At 71.9% G+C, this 25,058-nt stretch carries 27 protein-coding genes; 9 read left to right on the top strand and 18 right to left on the bottom strand.

Annotated elements, in window-relative coordinates; all coding sequences use genetic code 11:
* Nucleotides 1-42 precede the first annotated feature (42 nt).
* Nucleotides 43-348 carry a hypothetical protein gene (locus tag OHA17_RS15195; protein WP_398882077.1) on the top strand — a complete coding sequence of 102 codons (306 nt, stop codon included), beginning with the start codon at nucleotides 43-45 and terminating at the stop codon, nucleotides 346-348.
* Between the two features lie 78 nt (nucleotides 349-426).
* Nucleotides 427-1,119, top strand: a complete 693-nt coding sequence (locus OHA17_RS15190; protein ID WP_406507104.1) for a hypothetical protein — start codon at nucleotides 427-429, stop codon at nucleotides 1,117-1,119.
* Between the two features lie 16 nt (nucleotides 1,120-1,135).
* Here OHA17_RS15190 and OHA17_RS15185 read toward each other — a convergent pair whose 3' ends face one another.
* The 5 genes from OHA17_RS15185 to afsQ1 all read right to left on the bottom strand — a co-directional run bounded on the left by OHA17_RS15185 (nucleotide 1,136) and on the right by afsQ1 (nucleotide 4,921).
* On the bottom strand, nucleotides 1,136-1,339 hold the full coding sequence (locus OHA17_RS15185) for a PspC domain-containing protein (RefSeq protein WP_053728299.1): 204 nt from the start codon (nucleotides 1,337-1,339) through the stop codon (nucleotides 1,136-1,138).
* Between the two features lie 96 nt (nucleotides 1,340-1,435).
* Nucleotides 1,436-1,987, bottom strand: coding sequence for a VanZ family protein (locus OHA17_RS15180; RefSeq protein ID WP_398882073.1), 552 nt, complete (start codon nucleotides 1,985-1,987; stop codon nucleotides 1,436-1,438).
* Between the two features lie 90 nt (nucleotides 1,988-2,077).
* Nucleotides 2,078-2,701, bottom strand: coding sequence for a hypothetical protein (locus OHA17_RS15175; protein ID WP_398882072.1), 624 nt, complete (start codon nucleotides 2,699-2,701; stop codon nucleotides 2,078-2,080).
* Nucleotides 2,698-4,203 carry an ATP-binding protein gene (locus tag OHA17_RS15170; RefSeq protein ID WP_406507103.1) on the bottom strand — a complete coding sequence of 502 codons (1,506 nt, stop codon included), beginning with the start codon at nucleotides 4,201-4,203 and terminating at the stop codon, nucleotides 2,698-2,700. The genes OHA17_RS15175 and OHA17_RS15170 overlap by 4 nt, the downstream gene beginning before the upstream one ends.
* Before the next feature lie 40 nt (nucleotides 4,204-4,243).
* Complete coding sequence (afsQ1, locus tag OHA17_RS15165) at nucleotides 4,244-4,921, bottom strand: two-component system response regulator AfsQ1 (protein WP_174248559.1); 678 nt, start codon at nucleotides 4,919-4,921, stop codon at nucleotides 4,244-4,246.
* A 190-nt stretch (nucleotides 4,922-5,111) separates the two neighbouring features.
* Between afsQ1 and OHA17_RS15160 the strand changes: the two genes are divergently transcribed.
* On the top strand, nucleotides 5,112-5,870 hold the full coding sequence (locus OHA17_RS15160; protein ID WP_406507102.1) for a SigE family RNA polymerase sigma factor: 759 nt from the start codon (nucleotides 5,112-5,114) through the stop codon (nucleotides 5,868-5,870).
* 114 nt (nucleotides 5,871-5,984) lie between these two features.
* Here the strand turns inward: OHA17_RS15160 and OHA17_RS15155 are convergent, their stop codons facing one another.
* Nucleotides 5,985-6,680, bottom strand: a complete 696-nt coding sequence (locus tag OHA17_RS15155; protein ID WP_398882112.1) for a uridine kinase — start codon at nucleotides 6,678-6,680, stop codon at nucleotides 5,985-5,987.
* A 66-nt stretch (nucleotides 6,681-6,746) separates the two neighbouring features.
* Between OHA17_RS15155 and OHA17_RS15150 the strand changes: the two genes are divergently transcribed.
* The gene (locus tag OHA17_RS15150; RefSeq protein WP_406507101.1) at nucleotides 6,747-7,160 is read left to right on the top strand and encodes a hypothetical protein; all 414 of its coding nucleotides are present in this window, start codon (nucleotides 6,747-6,749) and stop codon (nucleotides 7,158-7,160) included.
* Nucleotides 7,161-7,239: 79 nt separating this feature from the next.
* Here OHA17_RS15150 and OHA17_RS15145 read toward each other — a convergent pair whose 3' ends face one another.
* Genes OHA17_RS15145 through deoC form a run of 3 tightly spaced genes read right to left on the bottom strand, consistent with a single transcriptional unit; the run spans nucleotide 7,240 to nucleotide 10,539 of the window.
* Nucleotides 7,240-8,133 (bottom strand): aldehyde dehydrogenase family protein, encoded by an 894-nt coding sequence (locus OHA17_RS15145; RefSeq protein ID WP_406507100.1) that lies wholly within the window; start codon nucleotides 8,131-8,133, stop codon nucleotides 7,240-7,242.
* A complete protein-coding gene (locus OHA17_RS15140; protein WP_406510721.1) occupies nucleotides 8,126-9,571 on the bottom strand; it encodes an aldehyde dehydrogenase family protein in 1,446 nt (481 codons plus the stop codon). Before OHA17_RS15140 ends, OHA17_RS15145 begins: the two co-directional genes overlap by 8 nt.
* Nucleotides 9,572-9,582: 11 nt before the next feature.
* On the bottom strand, nucleotides 9,583-10,539 hold the full coding sequence (gene deoC, locus OHA17_RS15135; protein ID WP_406510720.1) for a deoxyribose-phosphate aldolase: 957 nt from the start codon (nucleotides 10,537-10,539) through the stop codon (nucleotides 9,583-9,585).
* A gap of 134 nt (nucleotides 10,540-10,673) precedes the next feature.
* Between deoC and OHA17_RS15130 the strand changes: the two genes are divergently transcribed.
* Complete coding sequence (locus OHA17_RS15130) at nucleotides 10,674-11,309, top strand: PH domain-containing protein (RefSeq protein ID WP_406507099.1); 636 nt, start codon at nucleotides 10,674-10,676, stop codon at nucleotides 11,307-11,309.
* A gap of 6 nt (nucleotides 11,310-11,315) precedes the next feature.
* On the opposite strand, the gene OHA17_RS15125 is transcribed toward OHA17_RS15130, so the two are convergent.
* From OHA17_RS15125 to OHA17_RS15110, 4 genes are all read right to left on the bottom strand, one after another.
* A complete protein-coding gene (locus OHA17_RS15125) occupies nucleotides 11,316-12,539 on the bottom strand; it encodes a hypothetical protein (RefSeq protein ID WP_406507098.1) in 1,224 nt (407 codons plus the stop codon).
* Between the two features lie 166 nt (nucleotides 12,540-12,705).
* Nucleotides 12,706-14,394 carry a phospho-sugar mutase gene (locus tag OHA17_RS15120; RefSeq protein WP_406507097.1) on the bottom strand — a complete coding sequence of 563 codons (1,689 nt, stop codon included), beginning with the start codon at nucleotides 14,392-14,394 and terminating at the stop codon, nucleotides 12,706-12,708.
* A gap of 26 nt (nucleotides 14,395-14,420) precedes the next feature.
* Nucleotides 14,421-15,242: a purine-nucleoside phosphorylase gene (locus OHA17_RS15115; RefSeq protein ID WP_053728284.1), complete on the bottom strand. Its 822-nt coding sequence runs from the start codon at nucleotides 15,240-15,242 to the stop codon at nucleotides 14,421-14,423.
* 258 nt (nucleotides 15,243-15,500) lie between these two features.
* Nucleotides 15,501-15,938: a gamma-glutamylcyclotransferase gene (locus OHA17_RS15110; RefSeq protein ID WP_053728283.1), complete on the bottom strand. Its 438-nt coding sequence runs from the start codon at nucleotides 15,936-15,938 to the stop codon at nucleotides 15,501-15,503.
* Between the two features lie 223 nt (nucleotides 15,939-16,161).
* On the opposite strand from OHA17_RS15110, the gene OHA17_RS15105 reads away from it, so the two are divergent.
* Both OHA17_RS15105 and OHA17_RS15100 read left to right on the top strand, forming a co-directional pair.
* Complete coding sequence (locus OHA17_RS15105; protein WP_406507096.1) at nucleotides 16,162-17,601, top strand: NAD(P)H-quinone dehydrogenase; 1,440 nt, start codon at nucleotides 16,162-16,164, stop codon at nucleotides 17,599-17,601.
* A 154-nt stretch (nucleotides 17,602-17,755) separates the two neighbouring features.
* Nucleotides 17,756-18,712, top strand: a complete 957-nt coding sequence (locus tag OHA17_RS15100) for a DeoR/GlpR family DNA-binding transcription regulator (protein ID WP_398876559.1) — start codon at nucleotides 17,756-17,758, stop codon at nucleotides 18,710-18,712.
* 12 nt (nucleotides 18,713-18,724) lie between these two features.
* On the opposite strand, the gene OHA17_RS15095 is transcribed toward OHA17_RS15100, so the two are convergent.
* Together OHA17_RS15095 and OHA17_RS15090 are read right to left on the bottom strand one after the other, a co-directional pair.
* Entirely contained in the window at nucleotides 18,725-19,303 is a 579-nt protein-coding gene (locus tag OHA17_RS15095) for a TetR/AcrR family transcriptional regulator (RefSeq protein WP_406507095.1), read from the bottom strand.
* 389 nt (nucleotides 19,304-19,692) lie between these two features.
* The gene (locus OHA17_RS15090; protein WP_406507094.1) at nucleotides 19,693-21,447 is read right to left on the bottom strand and encodes an acetyl/propionyl/methylcrotonyl-CoA carboxylase subunit alpha; all 1,755 of its coding nucleotides are present in this window, start codon (nucleotides 21,445-21,447) and stop codon (nucleotides 19,693-19,695) included.
* A 389-nt stretch (nucleotides 21,448-21,836) separates the two neighbouring features.
* On the opposite strand from OHA17_RS15090, the gene OHA17_RS15085 reads away from it, so the two are divergent.
* Nucleotides 21,837-22,286, top strand: coding sequence for a hypothetical protein (locus OHA17_RS15085; protein WP_406507093.1), 450 nt, complete (start codon nucleotides 21,837-21,839; stop codon nucleotides 22,284-22,286).
* Between the two features lie 9 nt (nucleotides 22,287-22,295).
* Here the strand turns inward: OHA17_RS15085 and OHA17_RS15080 are convergent, their stop codons facing one another.
* Complete coding sequence (locus tag OHA17_RS15080) at nucleotides 22,296-22,907, bottom strand: Maf family protein (RefSeq protein WP_406507092.1); 612 nt, start codon at nucleotides 22,905-22,907, stop codon at nucleotides 22,296-22,298.
* Nucleotides 22,908-22,950: 43 nt separating this feature from the next.
* Nucleotides 22,951-23,079 (bottom strand): morphogenic membrane protein MmpB, encoded by a 129-nt coding sequence (mmpB, locus tag OHA17_RS15075; RefSeq protein ID WP_267887038.1) that lies wholly within the window; start codon nucleotides 23,077-23,079, stop codon nucleotides 22,951-22,953.
* Between the two features lie 251 nt (nucleotides 23,080-23,330).
* Here mmpB and OHA17_RS15070 point away from each other — a divergent pair, with 251 nt between their 5' ends.
* Entirely contained in the window at nucleotides 23,331-24,623 is a 1,293-nt protein-coding gene (locus tag OHA17_RS15070; RefSeq protein ID WP_406507091.1) for an SGNH/GDSL hydrolase family protein, read from the top strand.
* Nucleotides 24,624-24,836: 213 nt separating this feature from the next.
* On the opposite strand, the gene OHA17_RS15065 is transcribed toward OHA17_RS15070, so the two are convergent.
* Nucleotides 24,837-25,043, bottom strand: coding sequence for an acyl-CoA carboxylase epsilon subunit (locus OHA17_RS15065; protein ID WP_406507090.1), 207 nt, complete (start codon nucleotides 25,041-25,043; stop codon nucleotides 24,837-24,839).
* Between the last annotated feature and the right edge of the window lie 15 nt (nucleotides 25,044-25,058).

Here is a 25,058-nt window from a genome sequence, read left to right as displayed (position 1 = left end):
TGACGAGTCGCTCACCTTTCCCACCCCAAGGACATATTTCTGATGAAGCAGTCTGCCAAGACGCTCGGTGTCGTTGCTCTCGGTGTCGCCTTCGCCGCCGCTGCCGCCGGGACGGCGTCCGCCGTCCCGGCGCTTCCGAACCTGGGACCACTGTCGACCGTCACCACGGGGACCCCGGTCGGCACCGTCGGCAAGGCGCTGCCCGCGGCCACCCCCAAGAAGACCCCGGCCGTCCAGCAGCAGTACAGCAGCGACCCGGTGGGCAGCCTGCTCGGCGGAGTGCCGGCCGGCCCGGTGGCGAGCAACCTCTCCGGCGCCGCCACCCTGCCCGGCGGCCTCACCGGCTGAGCCCGCCTCACGCCCTGCCGGGGCGCACACCCGTGAGCCGGGTGTGCGCCCCGGTGGTGTGTGAGTAGGGTCTGGATCATGCGTCCGAAGGCATGCGCCCGTGCGGCGGTGCTCACCCTGACCGCGCTGCTCGGCGCCGCGTGCACCGGGCCCCTGGACGGCCCGGTCGAATCCGTGAGCGGCCGGCACCGGACGCCAACTGCCTTGCGGCGGGCGGCACTTGAGGCAGGTGACGTGCCCGGATACGAGATCTCCGGCGATCCCTCGCCCGACGCGACCCGGGACGCCCCGATCGCCGACCGCGCCGCGTGCGCACCGCTCGCCGAGGTGATGGGCGAGGCGCCCGACGACCGGGCCCGCGCGACGGTGAGCCGGGGCCTCGGCTCACGGCGGACGCCGGGCCTCGCGGTATCGGCCTCGCTGTCCGCGTACGCGACACCGGACGCGAAGCACCTGATCACAGAGCTGAGGACGGCGCTGGCCCGCTGCGGCAAGGAATTCACCACGGTCCTCGACGGCCGCAGGGCCGCCTACCGGGATGTGCGTGCCGTGCCGTACGCGGTGAACGGCGACGAGTCGGTCAGCTGGACGGCGTCCGCGCTCGCCCAGGGGGCGCCTGCCCCGGTGCACATCGTGGTGGTGCGCCAGGGCGCCACCGTCGTGCGGTTCATGGCGATCAACCTGTCCGGGCGGGCGCCCGCGACGGTGACCGTGCCGCACGAGGTCGCCGACCGGCAGCTCGACAAGCTGGCCCGGACCGTCAAGGACTGACCGGCACGGGCTCTGCTTACCAAGCGGCGCGCGGCGACTTCTCGCCGGGGATCAGGGCCCACATCGCCAGGTAGATCAGGAACTGGGGTCCCGGCAGCAGGCACGAGACGAGGAAGATCACGCGCATCGTGGTCGCGGAGGTGCCGAAACGCCGTGCCAGCGCTGCGCACACCCCGCCGATCCGGCGGCCTTCGGTCGGGCGGACAAGAGGGGCGCTCATGGCGGGCTCCTTCGGAGCTGGAGTGGGGAGCCGCTTCTTGGGGGCTCCCTTGCGATGTCTCCATGCTCCCGCCCGGAACGCGGGCGAACCATCGGGCTAAGGAGCGATCCCGACCCTGGGAATCGTCGGGGTACGCCCCTGAGGGGACTCCTCCCGAAGGACGGGGGCGGGCCGCTCGCGCTCGTTCCTGCGGCGCAGGCCCCGTCGTCCGGCCGGCACCACGGCGAGGTGGGCGAGCGCGACGCCGGTGGTGTTCAGGAGCAGCGAGTCCACATCGGGGACCTGGCCGGGCACGGCCGTCTGCAGCAGGGCGATGCCGAGCGAGATCAGCGCTCCGGCGAGCACGGTGCGTACCAGGGAGGCGAGCGGGGAGACCTGGAGGCGGCCGCCGACCATCGGGAGCAGCACCCCCAGCGGGGCGAGCAGCAGCAGACCCTCGCCGATCTGGTGGGCGGCCTCAAGGGGGCCGAGCGCCAGATCGGCCTTGATACCGGCGAGCGGCGTCAGATTGGTGGCCGTCACCCACATCACGTCCCGTGGCCGCAGCGAGGTCCACGCCACGAGCAGCAGATGCGCGAGGAGGAGGACGAACCCCACCACGCGGAACCGGATGACGGCGCTGCCGCCTTGACCATGACGCTGCTGCACGCCCCCCAAGACGCCGCCCGCGGCGGGAACGGTTCCGCCGCGGACGGGTGATTCCGTTTACCCGCCCGCGGGCCGCCCACCGGGCACCCGCTACGTGCGGGTGGGGCGGGGGATGTCGCCGAGGGTGGCCGCGCTGTCCGGCCGGGACTTCATCTCCGAGGTGCAGGTGTAGCCGCGGGCCGGGTCCTCGCCGGGGCCGCCGAGCACCACCTGCTGGCTGCCGGGCGCGGTCGGGGTGTTCTCCGCGTACGTGCAGACGACCTGTGACAGGGCGAGCGCGGAGAGGTCCTCCGGGTTGCGGCTCAGGCGCAGCGCGCCCGCCGGGTCGTTCTTGTGGGCCGCCGTGACGGTGAGCGGGGCCTTGACCTCGGTGGTGAACCCGGCGTCCTTCTCGTCGCCCGACGGCTGGGCCATGAGCTCGTCGAGCAGCGCCTGCGCGAAGCGGAGCCGGTCCTCGGCCCCCCTGCTCTCCGGGATCCGTACCGAACGCTGGGTCGTGACCAACTGCGCCCCGCACACCAGATAGACCTGCACGGTGACGCCCTCGAACTGCGGGGCGACCGCGCCGTCCGGCACCTCGCACGGCACCCGGGACGGCGCCGGGCCCGCGTCGACCGGGACCGAGGTGGGCCGGATGCCGCAGCCGGTGGCGGCGCCGCCCAGCGTGAGCAGCCCGGCCAGCGCGGCGGCTGCCCGGAGAAGTCGTCCTCTCACTGCTCCGCGCCCCCTTCCGGCGTCTCGGCGGTGGCGGGCTCGGTGGCGTCCAGCGGAAGCCGCAGCACGAACACGGCGCCGCCTTCGGGAGAGTTGGCGGCGGTGATGTCGCCGCCGTGGATGTGCGCGTTCTCCATCGCGATGGACAGGCCGAGCCCGCTGCCCTCGGAGCGCGGCCGCGAGGCGCTGGCCTTGTAGAACCGGTCGAAGACGTGCGGCAGTACGTCCTCGGGGATGCCGGGCCCGTGGTCGCGTACCGCGATCACCAGTTCGTCGCCCTCGACGCGGACCGCGACCCGGACCGGCGAGCCGCCGTGCTTGAGGGCGTTGCCGATCAGGTTGGCGAGGACGACGTCGAGGCGGCGCGGGTCGACGCGGGCCATGATGCCGCGCTCGGCGTCCAGTTCGACGGCGTCCAGCCAGGCCCGGGTGTCGATGCACGCGGTGATCTGGTCGGCGATGTCCACGTCGTCCAGGACCAGGCGGGCCGTGCCCGCGTCGAAGCGGGTGACCTCCATCAGGTTCTCGACCAGGACGTTCAGCCGCCGGGTCTCGGAGACCACGAGGCGCACGGCGGGCGCGATCATCGGGTCGAGGGTGTCCTCCTCCTCTTCGAGGACCTCGGCGACGGCGGTGAGCGCGGTCAGCGGCGTACGCAGCTCGTGCGACATGTCCGCGACGAAGCGGCGGCTGGCCTCCTCGCGCGCGCTCATGTCGGTGACCTTCTTCTCCAGGTTCTCGGCCGTCCGGTTGAACGTCCTTGAGAGATCGGCTAGTTCGTCCGTGCCGGAGACCCTGAGGCGGGTGTCGAGCTTGCCCTCGCCGAGCCTGCGCGCCGCGTCACCGAGCCGCTGCACCGGCCGCAGCACGGTGGTGGCGGCAGCCTGCGCGAGCAGCGCCGAGGCGAGCAGCGCGAGGAAGGTGGCGATGCCGAGCGACCAGGCGAGGGAGTTGAGATCGCGCCGCTCCTGGTCGAGCGGGGCCAGCATGTAGCCGGTCGGCCCGGCCCCGATGATCTTCGTGCCGCCGACCAGATACGGGTGCCCGTGCAGCGTGATCCGCTGCCAGAACAGGTGGTACGGGTAGGCGTTGGCGTCGGTGACCTTCTGCTTCTTGTTGACCGCGTCCTGCAGCGAGGCGGGTACGTCGTCGAGCGTGAAGCCGTCCACGTTCGACGCCCCGACGATCGGCTTGCCGGGGGCGCGCTCGGCCACGAGCAGCACGTTGTAACGCGAGTTGCTGCTGTCCGCCATCTGCTTGGCGGCCACCTGCAGATCGTGCTCGACCGGCTGCAACGGCAGCGAGGCGGCCCGGTTCTGCATGCCCTGCCGGAAGTCGTTGAGCGCCGAGTCCTGCGTACGGACCAGGACGGCCTCGCGGTTGAGCCAGTACGCGATGCCGGACGCGGAGACGGCCGCGGTCAGCGCGACGAGCGCGAACACCACGACGAGGCGCAGCCGCAGACTGGTCCAGCGCAGACCGGCGAGTATCGCTCGCTTCACTTGCCCTGCTTATCGGGGGTACGGGGGTGGTGCGACGGGTTCACGAGGGGGTGTCCAGGCGGTAGCCCACGCCACGGACGGTACGGATCAGCGTCGGCGAGGACGGCACGTCCTCGACCTTGGCGCGCAGCCGCTGCACACAGGCGTCGACGAGCCGGGAGTCGCCGAGGTAGTCGTGCTCCCACACCAGCCGGAGCAGCTGCTGGCGGGACAGCGCCTGGCCGGGGCGGCGGCTCAGTTCGAGGAGCAACCGCAGCTCGGTGGGCGTGAGTTGGAGGTCCTCGCCGTTCTTGGTGACGGTCATCGCGGCCCGGTCGATCACCACGTTGCCGAACGCCGCCGAGTCGGTGGCCTCCCGCTCGCCGCGCCGCAGGACGGCCCGGATCCGGGCGTCGAGGACCCGCCCCTGGACCGGCTTGACCACATAGTCGTCGGCGCCGGACTCCAGGCCCACCACCACGTCGATGTCGTCGTTGCGCGCGGTCAGCAAAATGATCGGCAGCTGGTCGGTGCGCCGGATCCGGCGGCACACCTCGAAGCCGTCGATCCCGGGCAGCATCACGTCCAGCACGATCAGGTCCGGCCGCTGCTCGCGCAGCAGTTTCAGGCCGTCCTCTCCCGTCGCCGCGGTGGCCACACGGTGGCCCTGGCGTGACAGGGAGAGTTCGAGGGCCGTGCGGATGGCGTCGTCGTCCTCGATCAGCAACAGGAAAGGCACAGAGGTCATTCTGGCCCATGGGGGAGAGGAGCACGACCCCCGTCCGGCCTCCGGCCCGCAACTACGTGCGAAGGGGGCGCTGTGACGCCCCTGTGACAGTCGACGGACACCTCCATGAAACTGCCCGGGCAAGCTCTTCCTCGTAACCAAGCACGCCGAGTGAAACAGACTCCACCGACGGGGGCGCGAGATGAACGCACTGCACAGCACCAACTCCAGCGCAGTTGTGACGCGTCTCCACGACGTCGTACGGAGCGAGAAGTCCGGTGCCACGAGTGTGCGGGGGTGTGCTCGCGGCACCGGGCGTCAGCACCTGTCGTACATGACGGTGATTGACGCCCCTTCGGTTCCGGTCGCGGGGGCCGTGAACGGGGGGAGCAGCGGGGAGGCGGCGTACCGGGAGGTCACGGGGGAGCGGACGAGCCTGTCGGAGGCGGAGTTCACCGCCTACGTCCAGGAGCGCCGCGCCTCCCTGTACGCGACCGCCTACCACCTGACCGGCGACCGCTACGAGGCGGAGGACCTGCTGCAGAGCGCCCTGTTCTCCACCTACCGGGCCTGGGACCGCATCAGCGACAAGGCGGCGGTCGGCGGCTATCTGCGCCGCACGATGACCAATCTGCACATCAGCGCCTGGCGGCGGCGCAAGCTCAACGAGTACCCGACCGAGGAGCTGCCGGAGACGGCCGGCGACACGGACGCGATGCGCGGCACCGAACTGCGCGCGGTGCTCTGGCAGGCGCTGGCCCGCCTTCCCGAACTGCAGCGCACGATGCTGGTGCTGCGCTACTACGAGGGTCGTACGGATCCGGAGATCGCGGACATCCTCGACATCAGTGTCGGCACGGTGAAGTCCAGCATCTGGCGCTCGCTGCGCCGGCTGCGCGAGGACGAGGTCCTCAGCTTCGGCCGTGACGAGGAGGAGTCCTTCGGCGAGCTGGTGGCCTGAAGGTCTGGGGGAGGGACGCGGGTGGTCCGCGGGGGACACGGGGGCCACTCACGGGGGTAACGGGGGAAGCGGCGGGGCCAATCGGCCCCGCCGCTTCATTTCGTACGCCTTCGGCTAAGCGGCCGCCGCCGTGCGGCAGCGGCCGGCCGCCGCGCCCGCGATGCGGCCGAGCGCCTCCTCCTTGCCGCAGGGGTGGGCGCCGAGCGCCGTCTGGCGGGCGACGATCGCGCGCTCGGCGCGCATCAGGCGCCAGCCGCGGCGCAGCAGGAACGCCACCGACTTGCGGCCCTCCTTCAGATCGCGCAGCAGCCTGCGGCGGAAGGTCGTGGAGGGCCGGCCGCGCAGGCAGATCGCGTCCGCCAGCACCCCGAGCTCCTGGCAGCGGGTCACGATGTCGGCGGCGAAGATGCCCTCCGCGATGAACAGCGGGGTGCGGTCGATGCCGAGCGCGGTGGTGCCGGTGATGGAACTCGTCGCGATCGAGTAGACCGGCACCGCGGTGCGCCCCGTGCGGCACAGCTCGGTGATGGCGCGGACGGCGGCGTCCGCGTCCCAGGACAGCGGGGAGTCCCAGTCGATGTCCGAACTGCCCGCCACCAACGGCAGGGTCGGGTCGTCCCCTTCTTTGTAGAAGTCGTCGAGGCGCAGCACGGGCAGGTCCGTGCGGGCGGCGAGGGACGACTTGCCGGAGCCGGAGGGCCCCGACAGCAGGACGACGCGCGTCGCAATGGCAGATGAACTCACGGGACACCAGTGTGAGCCATGCACCCGGGAGTGGTACCCCTCGGGGAGGCCGTTGGTATCGAGTATCACATCTCAACTACGCTTCGTGATCGCGTGATTACGCATCTTCCGTACGAGAGTGAGTGGGATCCCATGGGACATCACGAGGCCCCCAACCCCGCCAGGGCCCTGCGTCACCGGGCGCTGCTGCGGGCCGGGCTCACCGTCACCGCGGTCGGCGCGGCCCTGGCCGGAGCGGGTTCGGCAGCGCAGGCCGCGCCCGCGCCCGAGGCTCCCGCGGCGGGCCAGAACGCGATGGCCACCGACCTCGCGGCGGCCGCGCAGGGGGTCACCGGGGCGACCGGCTACGCGATCGCGCCCGCGAAGACGCTGCGGCTCGACCCGCTGGCCAACACCGGGGTCGACCCGCTGGACAACGGCGTGGGCACCCAGGTCGCCGACTTCAAGCCCGTCTCCACGGCGATGGCGACGAGCCCGGTTACGAGCGGCGGCGCCCTCAAGGACCTCCCCCTCACCGGCCGGGCCGCGGGGCTGCTGCCCGGCTGAGCCCGCGCCCCGCATTCGGGACCGGGGCGTGCCTGAGGCCCCCGCCGGTCCAACTGACGGGGGCTTCAAGGGAGTTGACTCAGTACGCGGAGCCGGACGCGCCCAGCGAACCCGTCGGGTGCCAGACCGTCTTGGTCTCCAGGAACGCGGTGAGGCGGTCGGTGCCCGGGTCCGCGGTGAAGTCCACGGCCTTGGGGCGCACGACGCGCTTGAGGTTGTCCGCCGCCGCGATCTCCAGGTCGCGCGCCAGGTCGGTGCCGGCGCCCGTCAGGTCGATCGCGTTGACGTCCTGGTGCGCGGCCAGCGGCGCCGCGATCTCCGCGGTCTTGCCGGACAGGATGTTGACCACGCCGCCGGGCAGGTCCGAGGTGGCGAGCACCTCGCCGAGCGAGAGCGCCGGGAGCGGCGCCTTCTCGGAGGCGATCACGATCACGGTGTTGCCGGTCGCGATGACGGGGGCGACGACCGAGACCAGGCCCAGGAAGGACGAGTCCTGCGGGGCCAGGACCGTGACGACGCCGGTCGGCTCGGGGGTGGAGAGGTTGAAGAACGGGCCCGCCACCGGGTTCGCCCCGCCCACGACCTGGCCGATCTTGTCGGTCCAGCCCGCGTACCAGACCCAGCGGTCGATGGCCGCGTCCACGACCGCGGCGGCCTTGGACTTGGACAGGCCCTCCGCCTCGGCGACCTCGCGCACGAACTGGTCCTTGCGGCCCTCCAGCATCTCGGCGATGCGGTAGAGGACCTGGCCCCGGTTGTACGCGGTCGCGCCCGCCCAGCCGCCGAACGCCTTGCGGGCCGCGACGACCGCGTCCCGCGCGTCCTTGCGGGAGGAGAGGGGCGCGTTGGCCAGCCACTTGCCCTTGCTGTCGACCACTTCGTACACCCGGCCGCTCTCGGAACGCGGGAACTTCCCGCCCACGTACAGCTTGTAGGTCTTGAAGACGCTCAGCCGCGTCGGAGTCTCAGACATCGAGGTAGCCCTCCAGGCCGTGCCGGCCGCCCTCGCGGCCGAAGCCCGACTCCTTGTAGCCGCCGAACGGCGAGGTCGGGTCGAACTTGTTGAACGTGTTGGCCCAGACGACGCCGGCGCGGAGCTTGTTCGCGACCGCGAGGATGCGCGAGCCCTTCTCCGTCCAGATGCCGGCGGAGAGGCCGTACTGGCTGTTGTTGGCCTTGGCGACGGCCTCGTCCGGGGTGCGGAAGCTCAGCACCGAAAGGACCGGGCCGAAGATCTCGTCGCGGGCGATGGTGTGCGCCTGGGTGACGTTCGTGAACAGCGTCGGGGCGAACCAGTAGCCGGCCGAGGGCAGGTCGCACGGCGCGGTCCAGCGCTCGGCGCCCTCCGCCTCGCCGGTCTCGGTGAGCGCGGTGATCCGGGCCAGCTGCTCGGCCGAGTTGATCGCGCCGATGTCGGTGTTCTTGTCCAGTGGGTCGCCGAGGCGCAGCGTGGACAGGCGGCGCTTGAGCGAGTCGAGCAACTCGTCCTGGATCGACTCCTGGACAAGGAGGCGCGAGCCCGCGCAGCAGACCTGGCCCTGGTTGAAGAAGATGCCGGTGACGATGCCCTCGACGGCCTGGTCGATGGGGGCGTCGTCGAAGACGATGTTGGCGCCCTTGCCGCCCAGCTCCAGGGTGACCTTCTTGGACGTGCCGGCCACCGAGCGGGCGATGGCCTTGCCGACGGCGGTCGAGCCGGTGAAGGCGACCTTGTTCACGTCCGGGTGCTCGACCAGGGCCGCGCCCGCGTCGCCGTACCCGGTGAGGATGTTGACGACGCCCTTGGGCAGGCCCGCCTGGCGGCAGATGTCCGCGAAGAACAGCGCCGACAGGGGCGTGGTCTCGGCGGGCTTCAGGACGACCGTGTTGCCCGTGGCCAGCGCCGGGGCGATCTTCCAGGCCAGCATCAGGAGCGGGAAGTTCCACGGAATGACCTGGCCCGCGACGCCCAGGGCGCGCGGGTTGGCTCCGAACCCGGCGTGGTCGAGCTTGTCGGCCCAGCCCGCGTAGTAGAAGAAGTGCGCGGCGACCAGCGGGAGGTCCGCGTCGCGCGTCTCCTTGATCGGCTTGCCGTTGTCCAGGGTCTCCAGGACGGCCAGCTCGCGGCTGCGCTCCTGGATGATCCGGGCGATGCGGAACAGGTACTTGGCGCGCTCGGAGCCGGGCAGCGCCGACCACTTCTCGAACGCCTTGCGGGCGGCCTTCACGGCCCGGTCCACGTCCTCGGCGCCGGCCCGGGCGACCTCGGACAGGACCTCCTCGGTGGACGGCGAGACGGTCTTGAAGACCTTGCCGTCGGCGGCCTCGGTGAACTCGCCGTCGATGAACAGGCCGTAGGAGGGGGCGATGTCGACGACCGAGCGCGACTCGGGCGCGGGCGCGTACTCGAACGCGGCCGTCTTCTTTTCCATTGCCATGGTGATCAGTCCACCGTCACGTAGTCGGGGCCGGAGTAGCGGCCGGTCGCCAGCTTCTGACGCTGCATCAGCAGGTCGTTGAGCAGCGAGGAGGCGCCGAAGCGGAACCAGTGGTTGTCCAGCCAGTCCTCGCCCACGGTCTCGTTGACCAGGACCAGGAACTTGATGGCTTCCTTGGTGTTGCGGATGCCGCCGGCCGGCTTCACGCCGACCTGCGTCCCCGTCTGGGCGCGGAAGTCCCGTACGGCTTCGAGCAGTACGAGGGTGTTGGCGGGGGTGGCGTTGACCGCGACCTTGCCCGTGGAGGTCTTGATGAAGTCGGCGCCGGCCATCATGCCGAGCCAGCTGGCGCGGCGGATGTTGTCGTACGTCGACAGCTCACCGGTCTCGAAGATGACCTTGAGGCGGGCCTTGTCGCCGCACTCGGCGCGGACGGCCGCGATCTCCTCGTACACCTTGAGGTAGTGACCGGCCAGGAACGCGCCCCGGTCGATCACCATGTCGATCTCGTCGGCGCCGGCCGCGACCGCGTCCCGTACGTCCGCGAGCTTGACCGGCAGCGCCGCGCGGCCCGCCGGGAAGGCGGTGGCGACGGACGCGACCTTGACGTCGGAGCCCTTCAGCACCTCCTTGGCGGTCGCCACCATGTCCGGATAGACGCAGACGGCGGCGGTGTGCGGGGTGGTGCGGTCGGTCGGGTCGGGGTGGACGGCCTTGGCGGCGAGCGCCCGGACCTTGCCCGGGGTGTCCGCGCCTTCCAGGGTCGTCAGGTCGATCATCGAAATGGCCAGGTCGATGGCGTACGCCTTGGCCGAGGTCTTGATCGAGCGGGTACCGAGGGACGCGGCGCGAGCTTCCAGGCCCACCGGGTCGATGCCGGGGAGCCCGTGGAGGAAGCGGCGCAGCGCGCCGTCGGACGCGGTCGCGTCGGCGAAGGCAGCTGCTGGTGCATTGGTGGGCATGGTCACCAGATGAGCATATCTACGCGCGTAGCTGCCTGTACAGCCCCCGGGGCTCAGGTGAGCGGGGGTGAGCTCTGTCACGCGCCGCCGCACGCGGAAAACCGGCCGCGGGGGGCGTGAGGCAGAATCGGGCCATGACGAGCCCCACGCCGCCCGCCGAGCCGGCCTACGCCGACCGGACCTACCGCTCACCCGCCGGTATCGCCGGTGGCGCGCTGCTGCTTGCGATCGGTATCTGGCTCGGCGTCGACGCCGTGCTCCAGGGCCACGGCAACGCCCCCTGGCTGGCGCTCGCCGTGCTGCTGTGCGCGGTGCCGCTGATCGTCGCCTTCAGCTTCCGCCCCGCGGTGTTCGCGAGCGCCGACCGGCTCCTGGTGCGCAACCCGTTCCGTACGATCACGCTGCCCTGGGCGTCCGTGGCGGACGTGCGGGCCGGGTACTCCAGCGAGGTCTTCGACCAGTCCGGCGGGAAGTACCAGCTGTGGGCGATCCCCGTCTCGCTGCGCCAGCGCAAGCGGGCCGCCCGTCGTCAGGTGCGGGACGCCACGGTCGACGGGCAGATCGGCGTGTCGGTCACGGCCGACGTCACCGACGCCAAGGCGCGCACGGCGCCCACCGACCAGTCCATCCGGGACCTGCGCGAGCTCGCCGAACAGGGCGCCTCGCGCGAGAGCGCACAGGGCGCGGTCGGCGTCCGCTGGGCGTACGAGGTCATCGCGCCCGCGGTGGCGGGGGCGGTCCTGTTCGTCGTCCTGCTCGCCATCGGCTGACCCGGGTCACGGCGGGCCCGGCCACACCAGGAGCATGTACGCGCCGAGCCACGCCGAGGACAGGGTGGCGGCGCCGAGCACCAGGGCGGTGACCGTGGGGCGGGCCCGCGCCAGCGCGAGCGCGACCGGCAGGAGCAGCGGGAATCCGGGGACCAGGAAGCGGGCCCGCGGGAAGTAGACGCCGCCGCTGCCGAGGACGACCAGGAGCAGCGCCCCGGTGAACACCAGCAGGACCATCGGCTGGCGATCGGCGAGCGACAGCAGGTACAGCGCGCCGGACAGGATCAGGACCAGCGTGACCAGGACCAGGAACAGCGGCGGCCGGTTCGCGTACACGAGGAGGGAACGCATGTCGCGCAGGGTGCCGATGCCGCCGTCCCACTCGTTGTCCCACACCTTCTGCACCGCGAAGTAGCCGTCCCAGCGGCCGAGCCGCAGCCCCACCCAGGCCACGTAGCCGCACCAGCCGGCCGGTGCGAGCAGACCGCCGAGCACCAGGCGCCGGTCGAACTCCCGAGTGCGTACGAGGGCCACGAGGGCGGTCAGTGAGACCGCGGCCGCGATCGCGATGCCGGTGGGGCGGGTCAGGCCCGCGAGTGCCGCAAGGGAGCCCGCCCAGACCCAGCGCCGGGTCAGCACGCAGTACAGCGCCCACGCCGTGAGCGCGGTGAACAGGGACTCGGTGTAGCCCATCCACTGGACGACGCCGACCGGCAGCGCCGCCCACAGCACCGTGAGCAGGGCGCCCGTGCGGCGGCCGTGCAGGCGGTCGCCGACCGCGAACACGCCGCACGCGGCGACCAGCGAGCACCCGATCGCGAGCAGCAGCCCGACGCTGGCCCGCGAGCCCGGCGTGACGGCCGCGACCGCCTTGACCAGGCACGGGTACAGCGGGAAGAAGGCCAGGTTGTTCAGCTGGCCGGTGTGCAGCGAGTGGACGTAGCCGTGGTCGGCGATGCCGAGGTACCAGTTGGAGTCCCAGGACGTGGCGAGCGTCGGCCAGATCCCGTGGTGGCGCACGTGCGCCCACTTCGCGAGGACGAGCAGCCCGAAGAGGCGGACCGCGAGATAGCCGAGCAGCGCGGGCCCGGCGTACCGAAGGGCGGTGCGCGCCCGCTCCCCGGCCGGCGGCCGGCCGGCCGTGCCGCGCGGGGCCGGGTGCCGGCGGGCGGCGGGGACGGGACGGCGACCGACCGTGGTCGACGCCGGTGACGGTGCGGTCGGGGACACGGCGACAGCTCCTTGGCTCGGGCACGGCGAGAGGTACGGGTCACCCTTTCTCGCAAGTGCCCGCCGAATGCCGCACCGCTGCGTCAACTGCCGTACGAAATCACTCGAAAGCGGGAGTGGGGCGGTGGTCGATTGACCACCGCCCCACTCTGTCGCGTGCCGTCCGTCAGATGCCGGCGGCCGCCGCGAGGTCCTTCTTGATGCCGGCGAGCAGCTCGGCGCCCTTGGCGCGGGCCGCGTCCAGGGCGTCCGCCGAGCCGACCGGGACCACGACCTCCAGGTAGCACTTGAGCTTCGGCTCGGTGCCGCTCGGGCGCACGATCACCCGGGCGCCCTCCAGGTAGTAGCGCAGGCCGTCGGTGGGCGGCAGCTGCTCGGTGCCCTCCGTGAGGTCCTCCGCCTTGGTGACGGCGAGACCGGCGAGCGCGGTCGGCGGCTGCTCGCGCAGCCGGGCCATCGCGTCCGAGATCACGGTGAGGTCCTCGACGCGGACCGACAGCTGGTCGGTGGCGTGCAGGCCGTGCGCCAGAGCCAGTTCGTCAAGCAGGTCCAGGACCGTGCGGCCCTGCTCCTTCAGGACGGAGGCGAGCTCGGCGACGAGCAGGGCGGCCGTGATGCCGTCCTTGTCGCGCACGCCCTCGGGGTCGACGCAGTAGCCGAGCGCCTCTTCGTAGCCGTAGCGCAGACCGTCCACGCGGGCGATCCACTTGAACCCGGTGAGCGTCTCCTCGTAGCCGAGCCCCGCGGCCTCGGCGATGCGGCCGAGCAGCGAGGACGACACGATCGACTCGGCGAACACGCCGGAGACGCCCTTGGTGACCAGGTGGGCGGCGAGCAGCGCGCCGACCTCGTCGCCGCGCAGCATCCGCCACTCGCCGTCCCGGTCCTTGACCGCGGCCGCGCAGCGGTCGGCGTCCGGGTCGTTGGCGATCACGATGTCGGGGTTCGCGCGGCGGGCCGTCGCGAACGCCAGGTCCATCGCGCCCGGCTCCTCCGGGTTGGGGAAGGAGACCGTCGGGAACGCCGGGTCGGGCTCGGCCTGTTCGGCCACGAGGACCGGCTCGGGGAACCCGGCCCGCGCGAACGCGGCGAGCAGCACGTCCTTGCCGACGCCGTGCATCGCCGTGTAGACGACGTTCGCGGTGCGCGGCGACCCGGGGGTCAACACCGCGTCCGTACGCGCCAGATAGGCGTCCAGGACCTCGTCCCCGAGCACCTCCCAGCCACTCTCGGGCCGCGGTACGTCGTGCAGCGAGGCGACCGCGTCGATCTCGGCGGCGATCTCCGCGTCCGCGGGCGGCACGATCTGCGAGCCGTCGCCGAGGTACACCTTGTAGCCGTTGTCCCGCGGCGGGTTGTGACTGGCCGTCACCTCGACGCCGGCCACGGCGCCCAAGTGCCTTATGGCGTAGGCGAGTACGGGCGTCGGCAGCGGCCGGGGCAGGACGGCCGCCTTCAGGCCGGCGCCGACCATGACGGCCGCCGTGTCCCGCGCGAAGTCCGCGGACTTGTAGCGGGCGTCGTAGCCGATGACGACGAGCCCGCCCGCCCGTCGCCCACCACCACCCTCAACCGAGAGCGCTTCGCGCTCACCCTCCCGATCCAGGCCCTTCGCCTTCAGGTACGCGGCGAGCCCGGCGGCGGCCCGGATGACGACCGAACGGTTCATCCGCATCGGCCCGGCGCCCAGCTCGCCGCGCAGCCCGGCGGTGCCGAACTGCAGCGTGCCGCTGAACCGCGCGGCCAATTCCTCGGCGTCCGCGCTCTCGATGAGCTTCGCGAGCTCCTCGCGCGTCTCGCTGTCGGGGTCCTCGGCCAGCCAGGCCTGGGCCCGCGCGATCAGGTCCTGCGTCACGTTGTCAGCCTTTCGCGAAAAGGGGATCAGATGCGGTCGAGTACCCGGGTGAGCAGCTCGCCCATGCGCGCCGCCGAGTCGCGGCCCGCCTGGAGCACCTCTTCGTGGTTGAGCGGCTCACCGGTCAGGCCGGCGGCGAGGTTGGTGACGAGCGAGATCCCGAGGACCTCCGCGCCGGCCTCGCGGGCGGCGATGGCTTCGAGCACGGTCGACATGCCGACCAGGTCGCCGCCGAGCACGCGGACCATGTTGATCTCGGCCGGGGTCTCGTAGTGCGGGCCGGGGAACTGGACGTAGACGCCCTCTTCCAGGGTCTCGTCGACCTCCTTGCACAGCGCGCGAAGGCGCGGCGAGTACAGGTCGGTGAGGTCCACGAAGTTGGCGCCGATGATCGGCGAGGTGGCCGTCAGGTTGAGGTGGTCGCTGATGAGGACCGGCTGGCCGGGGCGCATGCCCTCGCGCAGACCGCCGCAGCCGTTGGTCAGCACGACGGTCTTGCAGCCGGCGGCGACGGCGGTGCGCACACCGTGCGAGACGGCGGCGACGCCGCGGCCCTCGTAGAAGTGCGTACGGCCGAGGAAGACCAGCGCGCGCTTGTCGCCGATCTTGTACGAGCGGATCTTGCCGCCGTGTCCCTCGACGGCCGGCGGCGGGAAGCCGGGCAGCTCGGTCACGGGGAACTCGGCCTCGGGGGCGCCGAGGGCGTCGACGGCCGGCGCCCAGCCGGAGCCCATCACCAGGGCGACGTCGTGGGTCTCGGCGCCGGTGAGCTCGCGCAGGCGCGCGGCGGCGGCGTCGGCGGCGGCGTGGGGGTCCTGGAGCAGGTCCGGGGTGGCAGATGCGTTCACTGAGTCTCTCGCCTCGCGAAGGAACGTCGTCCCGCCCGGTGACTGTCCGGCCGGGTCCGGGGGTTTTCCCCCGGTAAAGAAGAATTACGCGCACGAGCGTAACCGCTGAAGTCCTACGCGCGTAGATGTGCAGGATAACGGACCTGGCCGATCCCTTTGTGGCTTCGCACGAAAGCGGCGCCGTTCCATCGCGCCGCAAAGGGGCGAAGCCCGGCCCTGACCTTGCTTTTCAAGGAGGGCCGGGCTTCGGGGGCGGCCTCAGCAGGGCCGCTTGCGGAGTTCCATCACATAGTCGTGCGGCGCGCCCGCGGACTCGGCCGCGTCGGCCAGCTCGCCCAGGTACCGCGCCGAGGGCAGGCCGCCCTCGTACCCGTTCAGGACGTACAGCCAGGCCGCGTCCTCGCCGTCCAGCGTGTGCACGCGCACCCGCATCCGGCGGTAGATGTCGAGCCCGACCCCCTCCCACCGGTCCATCGACTCCTCGTCGAGCGGCGCGATGTCGTACAGGGCGACGAAGACCTGCGAGCGGGGTGCCTCGACGATCGTCGCGAGGGCGCCCTCCCAGCCCATCTGCTCCCCGCCGAACGTCAGGCGCCAGCCGTTGAGCCAGCCGGTGCCGCGCAGCGGGGAGTGCGGGGCGCGGCGGGTCATCAGCCGCGGATCCAGGTTGCCGGCGTACGCGGCGTAGAGCGACATGGTGTCGAGGGTACGACAGTGGCCCGCGGGGGCAGTTCGCGCGGCCCGCCCGCGTCCGGGCCCGGCGGATCGCGCCACGGCGGCCGAATGCCGCCCCCGGGGCGAGGACACTTGAAGCGTGCGGGACAATGAGGTACGTACTGCGTTCCCCCGGGGCCCCGCCCCGGACCCCCGGCCGGGCGGGCAGGCAGGCCGGGATCGACACTACGAGGCGGACTTTTTCGTGACGCGGATCGTGATCATCGGTGGCGGACCGGGCGGATACGAGGCGGCCCTGGTGGGCGCCCAGCTCGGTGCGGAGGTGACCGTCGTGGACTGCGACGGTCTGGGCGGGGCGTCGGTGCTCACCGACTGCGTGCCGTCGAAGACCCTGATCGCGACGGCCGAGGTGATGACCACCTTCGACTCTTCGTACGAGGAGTTGGGCATCCTCGTCGCCGACGACACGCCACCCGAGGAGCAGTCCGCCCGGGTCGTCGGCGTGGACCTCGGCAAGGTCAACCGACGCGTCAAGCGCCTCGCGCTCGCCCAGTCCCACGACATCACCGCCTCCGTGACCCGGGCCGGCGCCCGCGTCATGCGCGGCCGCGGCCGGCTCGCCGGGCCGCAGGGCATCGACGGCACGCGCGACGTCATCGTCACGGCGGCCGACGGCACCGAGGAGATGCTCACCGCCGAGGCCGTCCTGATCGCCACCGGCGGCAGCCCGCGCGAGCTGCCCGACGCGCAGCCCGACGGCGAGCGGATCCTCAACTGGACGCAGGTGTACGACCTGGACGAGCTCCCCGATGAGCTCATCGTGGTCGGATCCGGCGTCACCGGCGCGGAGTTCGCCGGCGCGTACCAGGCGCTCGGCTCCAAGGTCACCCTCGTCTCGTCCCGCGACCGGGTGCTGCCGGGCGAGGACCCGGACGCGGCCGCCGTCCTGGAGGACGTGTTCCGCCGCCGCGGCATGAACGTCATGGCCCGCTCGCGCGCCGAGTCCGCCAAGCGCGTCGGCGACCGCGTCGAGGTCACCCTCTCCGACGGCCGCGTCATCAGCGGCTCCCACTGCCTGATGGCCGTCGGCGCGATCCCCAACACCGCGAACATGGGTCTTGAGGAGTCGGGCGTACGCCTCAAGGAGTCCGGCCACATCTGGACCGACAAGGTCTCGCGCACCTCCGCCCCCGGCGTGTACGCGGCCGGCGACGTGACCGGCATCTTCGCGCTGGCCTCGGTCGCCGCCATGCAGGGCCGGATCGCGATGTACCACTTCCTGGGCGACGCGGTGGCCCCGCTGAACCTGAAGACGGTCTCCTCCAACGTCTTCACCGACCCGGAGATCGCCACCGTCGGCTACACGCAGGCCGACGTGGACGCGGGCAAGATCGAGGCCCGCGTCGTCAAGCTGCCGCTCCTGCGCAACCCGCGCGCCAAGATGCAGGGCATCCGGGACGGCTTCGTCAAGATCTTCTGCCGGCCGGGCACCGGCATCATCGTGGGCGGCTGTGTCGTGGCCCCGCGCGCGAGTGAACTGATCCATCCGATCTCGATCGCGGTCGACAACAATCTGACGGTGGAGCAGATCGCGAATGCGTTCACCGTGTACCCGTCGCTGTCGGGCTCGATCGCCGAAGTGGCCCGTCAGCTGCACACCCGGAAGAAGGCCGGAGAGGCGTAACTTCCCTGGTGGGACAGGGGGTTGTCGAGTGGGGCGCGAGGCCTGGGGGACCCGGGCCGGGCGTATACCACTCGGTGACCCCCTTTGAGTGCACCTTCTGTTATTCGGCGCAAACTGCTGAGAATATTCGGCCGCTCAGGTTACTGTCAGTTTCGTGTTCGCTGCAGAACGTCGCCAATTGATCCTCGAAATGGTGCGGGCCAACGGGGCGGTATCGCTCCGTGAGCTCGCCCGCGTCGTCCAGACCTCCGAAGTGACCGTACGGCGGGACGTGCGGGCGCTGGAGGCAGAAGGACTCCTCGACCGCCGGCACGGCGGTGCGGTGCTGCCGGGCGGGTTCACCCGCGAATCCGGCTTCCCGCAGAAATCCCATCTAGCGACCGCGGAGAAGACGGCCATCGCCGACCTCGCCGCCGGTCTCGTCGAAGAGGGCGAGGCCATTGTGGTCGGCGCGGGGACTACCACGCAGGAGCTGGCCCGCCGGCTCGCGCGGGTTCCCGGCCTGACCGTCGTCACCAACTCCCTCTTGGTGGCACAGGCGTTGGCGCACGCCAACCGGGTCGAGGTCGTCATGACCGGGGGCACCCTGCGCGGCTCCAACTACGCCCTGGTGGGCAGTGGCGCCGAGCAGTCCCTCCAGGGCCTCCGGGTCTCCCGCGCCTTCCTGTCGGGAAGCGGCCTGACGGCCGAACGAGGCCTGTCCACCTCGAACATGCTCTCCGCGAGCGTGGACCGCGCGCTGGTGCAGGCCGCCGCCGAGGTCGTGGTCCTCGCCGACCACACCAAGCTCGGCACCGACACCATGTTCCAGACGGTGCCGACCGACGTCATCACCCGCCTGGTCACCGACGAGCCGCCGGGCCACGACGACCGTGCCGCCACCGAGTTGCAGGCGCTGGCCGACCAGGGCGTGCAGATCGCCGTGGCGGGCCCCACGGGCGCGGGCGGCGAGTCCGCGCCCGGCCGCCCCCCGCGCCGCGACATGCCGCTCCCCGGCCAACGCCGCACCCACGGCCCCGGTACGGGCCCGCAGTTGCGCAGCGCGGCGTCCATGGGCGAGCCGCAGGGGCCGGGCGAACGGGCGCGGGTCGCGGATCTGCGACGGCGCTGAGGCGGACACTCCCTAGTCCTTGAGGCCCCGGTAGGTCAGGGCGAGCAGGCGGTCGGCCAACTCCGGGTCGTCCGGGGACTGTTCGGCCGCCAGCGCGATGGCGTTGGTCAGCTGCATGAGGTCGGCGATGGTGACGTCGGCTCGTACGGAACCGGCTTCCCGGGCTCGTACGAGCAGGGCGTCGCCCGCCTCCCGCATCGGCTCGCTGCACCGGGCCAGGGCCGAACTCGCGTCTCCCGAGGCCGACATGAGGGCGCGGGCCAGGCCCCGGTACACCCCCGCGTGCGTGATGATGGCGCGCAGCCACTCGATGAGCGCGGTGCAGGGCTGCTCGGCGCCCAGCAACTCCCTTGAGCGGTCCAGGAGTACGTCCACCTCGCTCTGGAACACCGCGCTCAGCAGGGCGTGGCGGGTGGGGAAGTGCCGGTACAGGGTGCCGATGCCCACGCCGGCCCTGCGGGCCACGTCCTCCAGGGAGGTGTCCGTGCCGTGCTCTGCGAAGGCGGTGCGGGCTACGGCGAGCAGGCGGTCGTGATTGCGCCGCGCGTCCGCCCTGAGGGGCCGGACCCCCGCCCCCGTTTTCCCATCCATGGCCCCAGCATGCCACCCGGACCCACCGGGGGTGGTGGGTCGCCCGCGCCGGGGCTCCGCCCCAGACCCCGTTGGTTCCCCACCCCGCCCCTTCCCGCTGCGACACTCTGCGGCTCCGCCGCGTGGCCTCCGGGGGTGTGTGCGGCTGCGGGCGGTCGGTGGCTGGTCGCGCAGTTCCCCGCGCCCCTGGCAGCACAGGTGCTGGCCAGCATTGGCATCTTCAGCCCGTCCGGCGTTTGAGGACGAGCGTCCTTAAGGCGCGAACGGGGTCTGGGGCATAGCCCCAGGAGCACCTCTCACCCCCGGAGGGTCTCGGGAAGGGGCGGGGTGGGGGAAAGGCAGGAGCCCCGGCCGCATTCGCGGCCGGGGCTCCACTGCGCGTCAGCGCGTCAGTCCTTGATCTCGCAGATCATCGCGCCGGAGGAGACGGAGGCGCCCACCTCGGCCGAGAGGCCCTTGATCGTGCCGGAGCGGTGCGCGTTCAGCGGCTGCTCCATCTTCATGGCCTCCAGGACGACGACGAGGTCGCCCTCGTTGACCTGCTGGCCCTCCTCGACCGCGACCTTCACGATCGTGCCCTGCATGGGCGAGGCCAGGGTGTCGCCGGAGGCGGCGGAGCCCGCCTTCTTCGCCGCGCGGCGCTTGGGCTTGGCGCCCCCCGCCGCGGCGGTCCGGGCCAGGGTCATGCCCAGGGACGAGGGCAGGGAGACCTCAAGACGCTTGCCGCCGACCTCGACGACGACCGTCTCGCGGCCCGGCTCCTCATCCGTCTCGGCGTCGGCCGGAGCCGTGAACGCCGGGATCTCGTTGACGAACTCGGTCTCGATCCACCGGGTGTGGATACGGAACGGGTCGGCCGTGAACGCCGGGTCCACGACCACCGCGCGGTGGAAGGGGATCGCGGTCGCCATGCCCTCGACGTTGAACTCCGCCAGGGCGCGCGCGGCACGCTGCAGCGCCTGCTCACGCGTCGCGCCGGTCACGATCAGCTTGGCCAGGAGCGAGTCCCAGGCCGGGCCGATCACGCTGCCGGACTCGACGCCCGCGTCCAGGCGCACACCCGGGCCGGTCGGCGGTGCGAACACCGTCACCGTGCCCGGCGCGGGCAGGAAGCCGCGGCCCGGGTCCTCGCCGTTGATGCGGAACTCGAAGGAGTGCCCGCGCATGGCCGGGTCGTCGTAGCCGAGCGCCTCGCCGTCGGCGATGCGGAACATCTCGCGGACCAGGTCGATGCCGGTGACCTCTTCGGTGACCGGGTGCTCGACCTGGAGGCGGGTGTTGACCTCCAGGAAGGAGATCGTGCCGTCGGTGCCGACGAGGAACTCGACGGTGCCCGCGCCGACGTAGCCGGCCTCACGCAGGATCGCCTTCGAGGCGGCGTACAGCTCCGCGTTCTGCGCCTCGGTCAGGAACGGCGCCGGGGCCTCCTCGACCAGCTTCTGGTGGCGGCGCTGGAGCGAGCAGTCACGGGTGGAGACGACGACCACGTTGCCGTGGGTGTCGGCCAGGCACTGGGTCTCGACGTGGCGCGGCTTGTCGAGGTAGCGCTCGACGAAGCACTCGCCCCGGCCGAACGCCGCGACGGCCTCGCGCACCGCGGAGTCGTACAGCTCGGGGACCTCTTCGAGGGTCCGGGCGACCTTCAGGCCGCGGCCGCCGCCGCCGAAGGCGGCCTTGATCGCGATGGGCAGGCCGTGTTCCTCGGCGAACGCGACGACCTCGTCCGCGCCCGAGACCGGGTCCGGGGTGCCCGCCACGAGCGGGGCGCCGGCACGCTGGGCGATGTGACGGGCCGCCACCTTGTCGCCGAGGTCGCGGATGGCCTGCGGGGGCGGGCCGATCCAGGTCAGACCGGCGTCGAGGACGGCCTGGGCGAACTCGGCGTTCTCGGAGAGGAATCCGTAGCCCGGGTGGACCGCGTCCGCTCCCGAGTCGGCTGCGGCCGCGAGCACCTTGGCGATGTCCAGATAGCTGGCCGCCGGAGTGTCACCGCCCAGGGCGAACGCCTCGTCCGCTGCCCGGACATGCAGTGCATCCCGGTCCGGATCGGCGTAGACGGCTACGCTCGCGATCCCGGCATCCCGGCAGGCCCGGGCAACACGGACAGCGATTTCGCCACGGTTGGCGATGAGCACCTTGCGCACGATGGCTCCCTCCTTGAAACAAGCTGAGTTTAGGGAAGCCGCACACTGGCTTACGACCCATCCCCAATGGTGAGCTTGCCCACACGGAGTGTGATTCGAGGCACGCTCAAGTCGCGAAATCCCTTGTCGCACCACGGTACGCCGGGCTCCCGTACCGCACAGTAGCGGTGTGGTGTGGTCAAGGTCTCTGTCTCCGGGGCCAGCAGGTCGCCGGGTTTCTTTGTGGAGTCCCTACGAACGGCCGAAGGATTCTTTGCGGCCCGGCCCTCGCGCGGCGAGGCGCTTCACCCCGGACCGGTCACCGTTCTTGTCCGGACCCTTGTACGAACCATTACCGGTTAGTAGCGTGCGCAACGTATCCGTACTAGGGGTAACAGGGGGTGTCGCGCGTGCTGCGCCGACCGATCGCCATCGTGGCCGCGCTCATTCTCTTCGCCGAGGCCTGCGCCGTCGTGTTCGTCAACTGGGTGCTGGGCAAGGTCGCCGACAACCAGCACATGTCCATGGCCGGGCTCGATCCGGACGCGATCTCCACCGGAGCGTGGGTCGCGGGCGCCCTGTTCGGGGTCTTCCTCGCGGCCTGTGGCATCGTCCTGCTGCTCATCGGCGTACGCGACCGTGCCCCCGGCCGCTTCGCCCGCATCGCGGTGATCGTCTGCGCGGTGGTGCACGGGGTGCTCGGCGCGCTCACCGTCGGCCTGGTCGGCTGGCCCGCCTTCGCCTACCTGATGGTCGTGCTCGCGCTGCTCGTCCACGTGCTCCTCGCGTACGTGAAGGAGCGCCCCGAGCCCGAGCCGAAGGACGGCGGGGCCCCCGATGGAGCCCCGGCCGCCGCCTGAGTCCCGGCGCTACGCCCAGAGGTCGGTGATCGAGACGCCGAGCTCGGCGAGCAGCCTGCGCAGCAGCGGCAGCGACAGTCCGATGACGTTTCCGTGGTCGCCCTCGATCGAGTCGACGAAGGGGGCCGAGCGGCCATCGAGCGTGAACGCCCCTGCCACGTAAAGGGGTTCACCGCTCGCCACGTACGCCGCGATCTCCGCGTCGGTGGGCTCGCCGAACCGCACGACCGTCGACGCGGTCGCCGAGGCGTGCTCGCCGGTCGCCGTGTCGATCACGCAGTGGCCGGTCTGGAGCACGCCGGAGCGGCCGCGCATCGCCTTCCAGCGGGCCGTCGCGTCCTCGGCGTCGGCGGGCTTGCCGAGCGCCTGGCCGTCGAGTTCGAGCACCGAGTCGCAGCCGATGACCAGCGCGTCGGCGGCCTCGGCCCGGCCGGCCACCGCGTCCGCCTTCGCCTCGGCGAGTACGAGGGCGAGCTCGGCGGGGCTCGGTGCGGTCAGGGCGTCCTCGTCGACGCCGCTGACGATCACCTCGGGCGCGAGCCCGGCCTGGCGGAGCAGCCCGAGCCGGGCGGGCGATTGGGAGGCGAGAACGAGGCGGCGCTGAGCAGTCATGCGCGCCATCGTAGGCGCCCCGGCCCGGCCCCGGCCCCTCGGTGCCGGGCTGTCAGTGCAGGCTGACCACGAGCATCGCGATCACCATGGCCAGGGCCAGGAAGAGGCCCGCGCGGCGCATCATCGCCTGGGCGTCGCGCAGTTCCTTGGGCGGCTCGTTCTCCGGGTCTGACCACAGCATGTAGTCGATAGTGGGACCAGGGCTGTTGGCGCGCCTGAGTACGGGTACTCAGGATGCCCGGTGTCAATTGACTAATTGCGGACCAGTACTTCATCTCCCGTTCATGTGCGGGCGTGCACCGGCCGACTGTCACCCGCCCCGGTAAACGGTCCACGGGTTCCATTAACTATTGAGGGCTGTTACTGTCCCGCACTAACGGAACCTGTGAACCGTTAAGTGGCTCCGGTCCGTCGCGAACAGGGGAGATCGCCATGAACAAGGTCGGGATCAGCAAGGTCGGGGCCGGCAAGCCCGGGATCAATAGGGCCGCCCGCCGGAGCGCCGTCCCGCTGGCCGCCGGTGCTGCCGCGCTCGCGCTGCTCGCCGGGGCCCAGCCGTCCGCCGCCCGGCCCGTCGCGTGGGGCGCCGCCTGGGCCGCGTCGCCGCAGCTCCCCTCGACCGGGTTCACCCCCAACTGGTCGCAGGAGGGCTTCTCGCATCAGAGCGTCCGCCAGGTCGTCCGCGTCACCGAGGGCGGCGACCAGGTCCGGATCCGGCTTTCCAACGCGTACGGCACCTCACCGCTCGCCCTCACCGGCGCCACCGTCGCCAAGGCGGGGCAGGGTGCGGACGTACAGCCGGGCTCCGTAAGGGAGTTGACCTTCGGGGGCGAGAAGTCCGTCAGCGTCCCGGCGCACGGCGAGCTGCGCAGCGACGCGGCCCGACTCGGGCTCGGCCGGCTGGAGTCGGTGACCGTCACGCTCTACTTCGCCAGGACGACCGGGCCCGCCACCTTCCACGCGCAGGGCTTCACCGACACCTACCGGGCCGAGGGCGACCACCGGGCGGACCCGTCGGGCCGCGCCTTCACCGCCGCGACCAGCCAGTCCTGGTACTACCTCTCGGGCGTCGAGGTCGGCGGCGGGGCGAGGCGGGACGGCGTCGCCCTGTTCGGGGACTCCATCACGGACGGCTTCGGCTCGACGCCCGGCGCCGATCGCCGCTACTCGGACGCGCTGGCCGAACGCACGGGCAGGCCCGTCGTCAACGCGGGCATCGGCGGCAACCTCGTACTCAACGACTCGGCCTGGTACGGCGAGCGCTCCGCCGCGCGCTTCGGGCGGGACGTCCTCGACCAGCCCGGCGTCTCGACCGTCGTCGTCCTCGAAGGCGTCAACGACATCGGGTTCAGCGAAGCCCGGAAAGGGCCGAAGCCGCAGCCCACGTACATGCCCGCGCCCGTGGTCTCCAGTGCCCAACTCATCGACGGATACCGGGAGTTGATCCGCCAGGCGCACAGCAGGGGACTGAAGGCCGTCGGTGCGACGCTGCTGCCGCTGAAGGGCTCCGACCACTGGGGGCGGCACTCGGCGCGGGTGAGCGACGAGGTCAACGACTGGATCCGCACGTCGGGCGCGTTCGACGCGGTGGCCGACTTCGACAAGGCGCTCGCCTCGAAGACCGACCCCGACCGGCTCGCCCCGTCCTACGACTCGGGCGACGCCCTGCACCCGAACGACGCGGGGTACCAGGTCATGGCGGAGGTACTGGCCAAGCTCCTCTGACCACCCCCTGGGGCTCCGCCCCAGACCCCGGGATGCCCCACCCCACCCCTTCCCGAAACCCCCGTTCGCGCCTGAAGGGCGCTCGTCCTCAATCGCCGGACGGGCTGAAGATGCCAGTACTGGCCGGCACCAGTCCTGTTAGGGGCGCGGGGAACTGCGCGACCAGCCACGACGGACCCGCAGTCGAAATCCTCGCCCCCCCCGCGGAGCGGGTTACGCCGGCCAGTACGTCCTGGCCCATGTACGTGCCCCCGGCCGGGGCAGCGCGCGTCGGGCGATCCGGGCAGGGTCGGACCACCCCTCGGGCGCCCGCGCCGCGGCGGACGTGACCGAGGCCGTCGCCGCGGCGCGTGCCTGGACCACCGCGAGTGCGGCGGCCAGCTCCTCCGGGGTCGGATTGCCCCGTACGACCTTGATCACAGCGGCTCCTTGCGG

The sequence above is a fragment of the Streptomyces sp. NBC_00212 genome, from assembly GCF_045206365.1.
In the GTDB taxonomy this organism is placed as follows: Bacteria; Actinomycetota; Actinomycetes; order Streptomycetales; family Streptomycetaceae; genus Streptomyces.
Note: the sequence above shows the minus strand (reverse complement) of the source record. Positions and strands in the feature narration are given on the sequence as shown.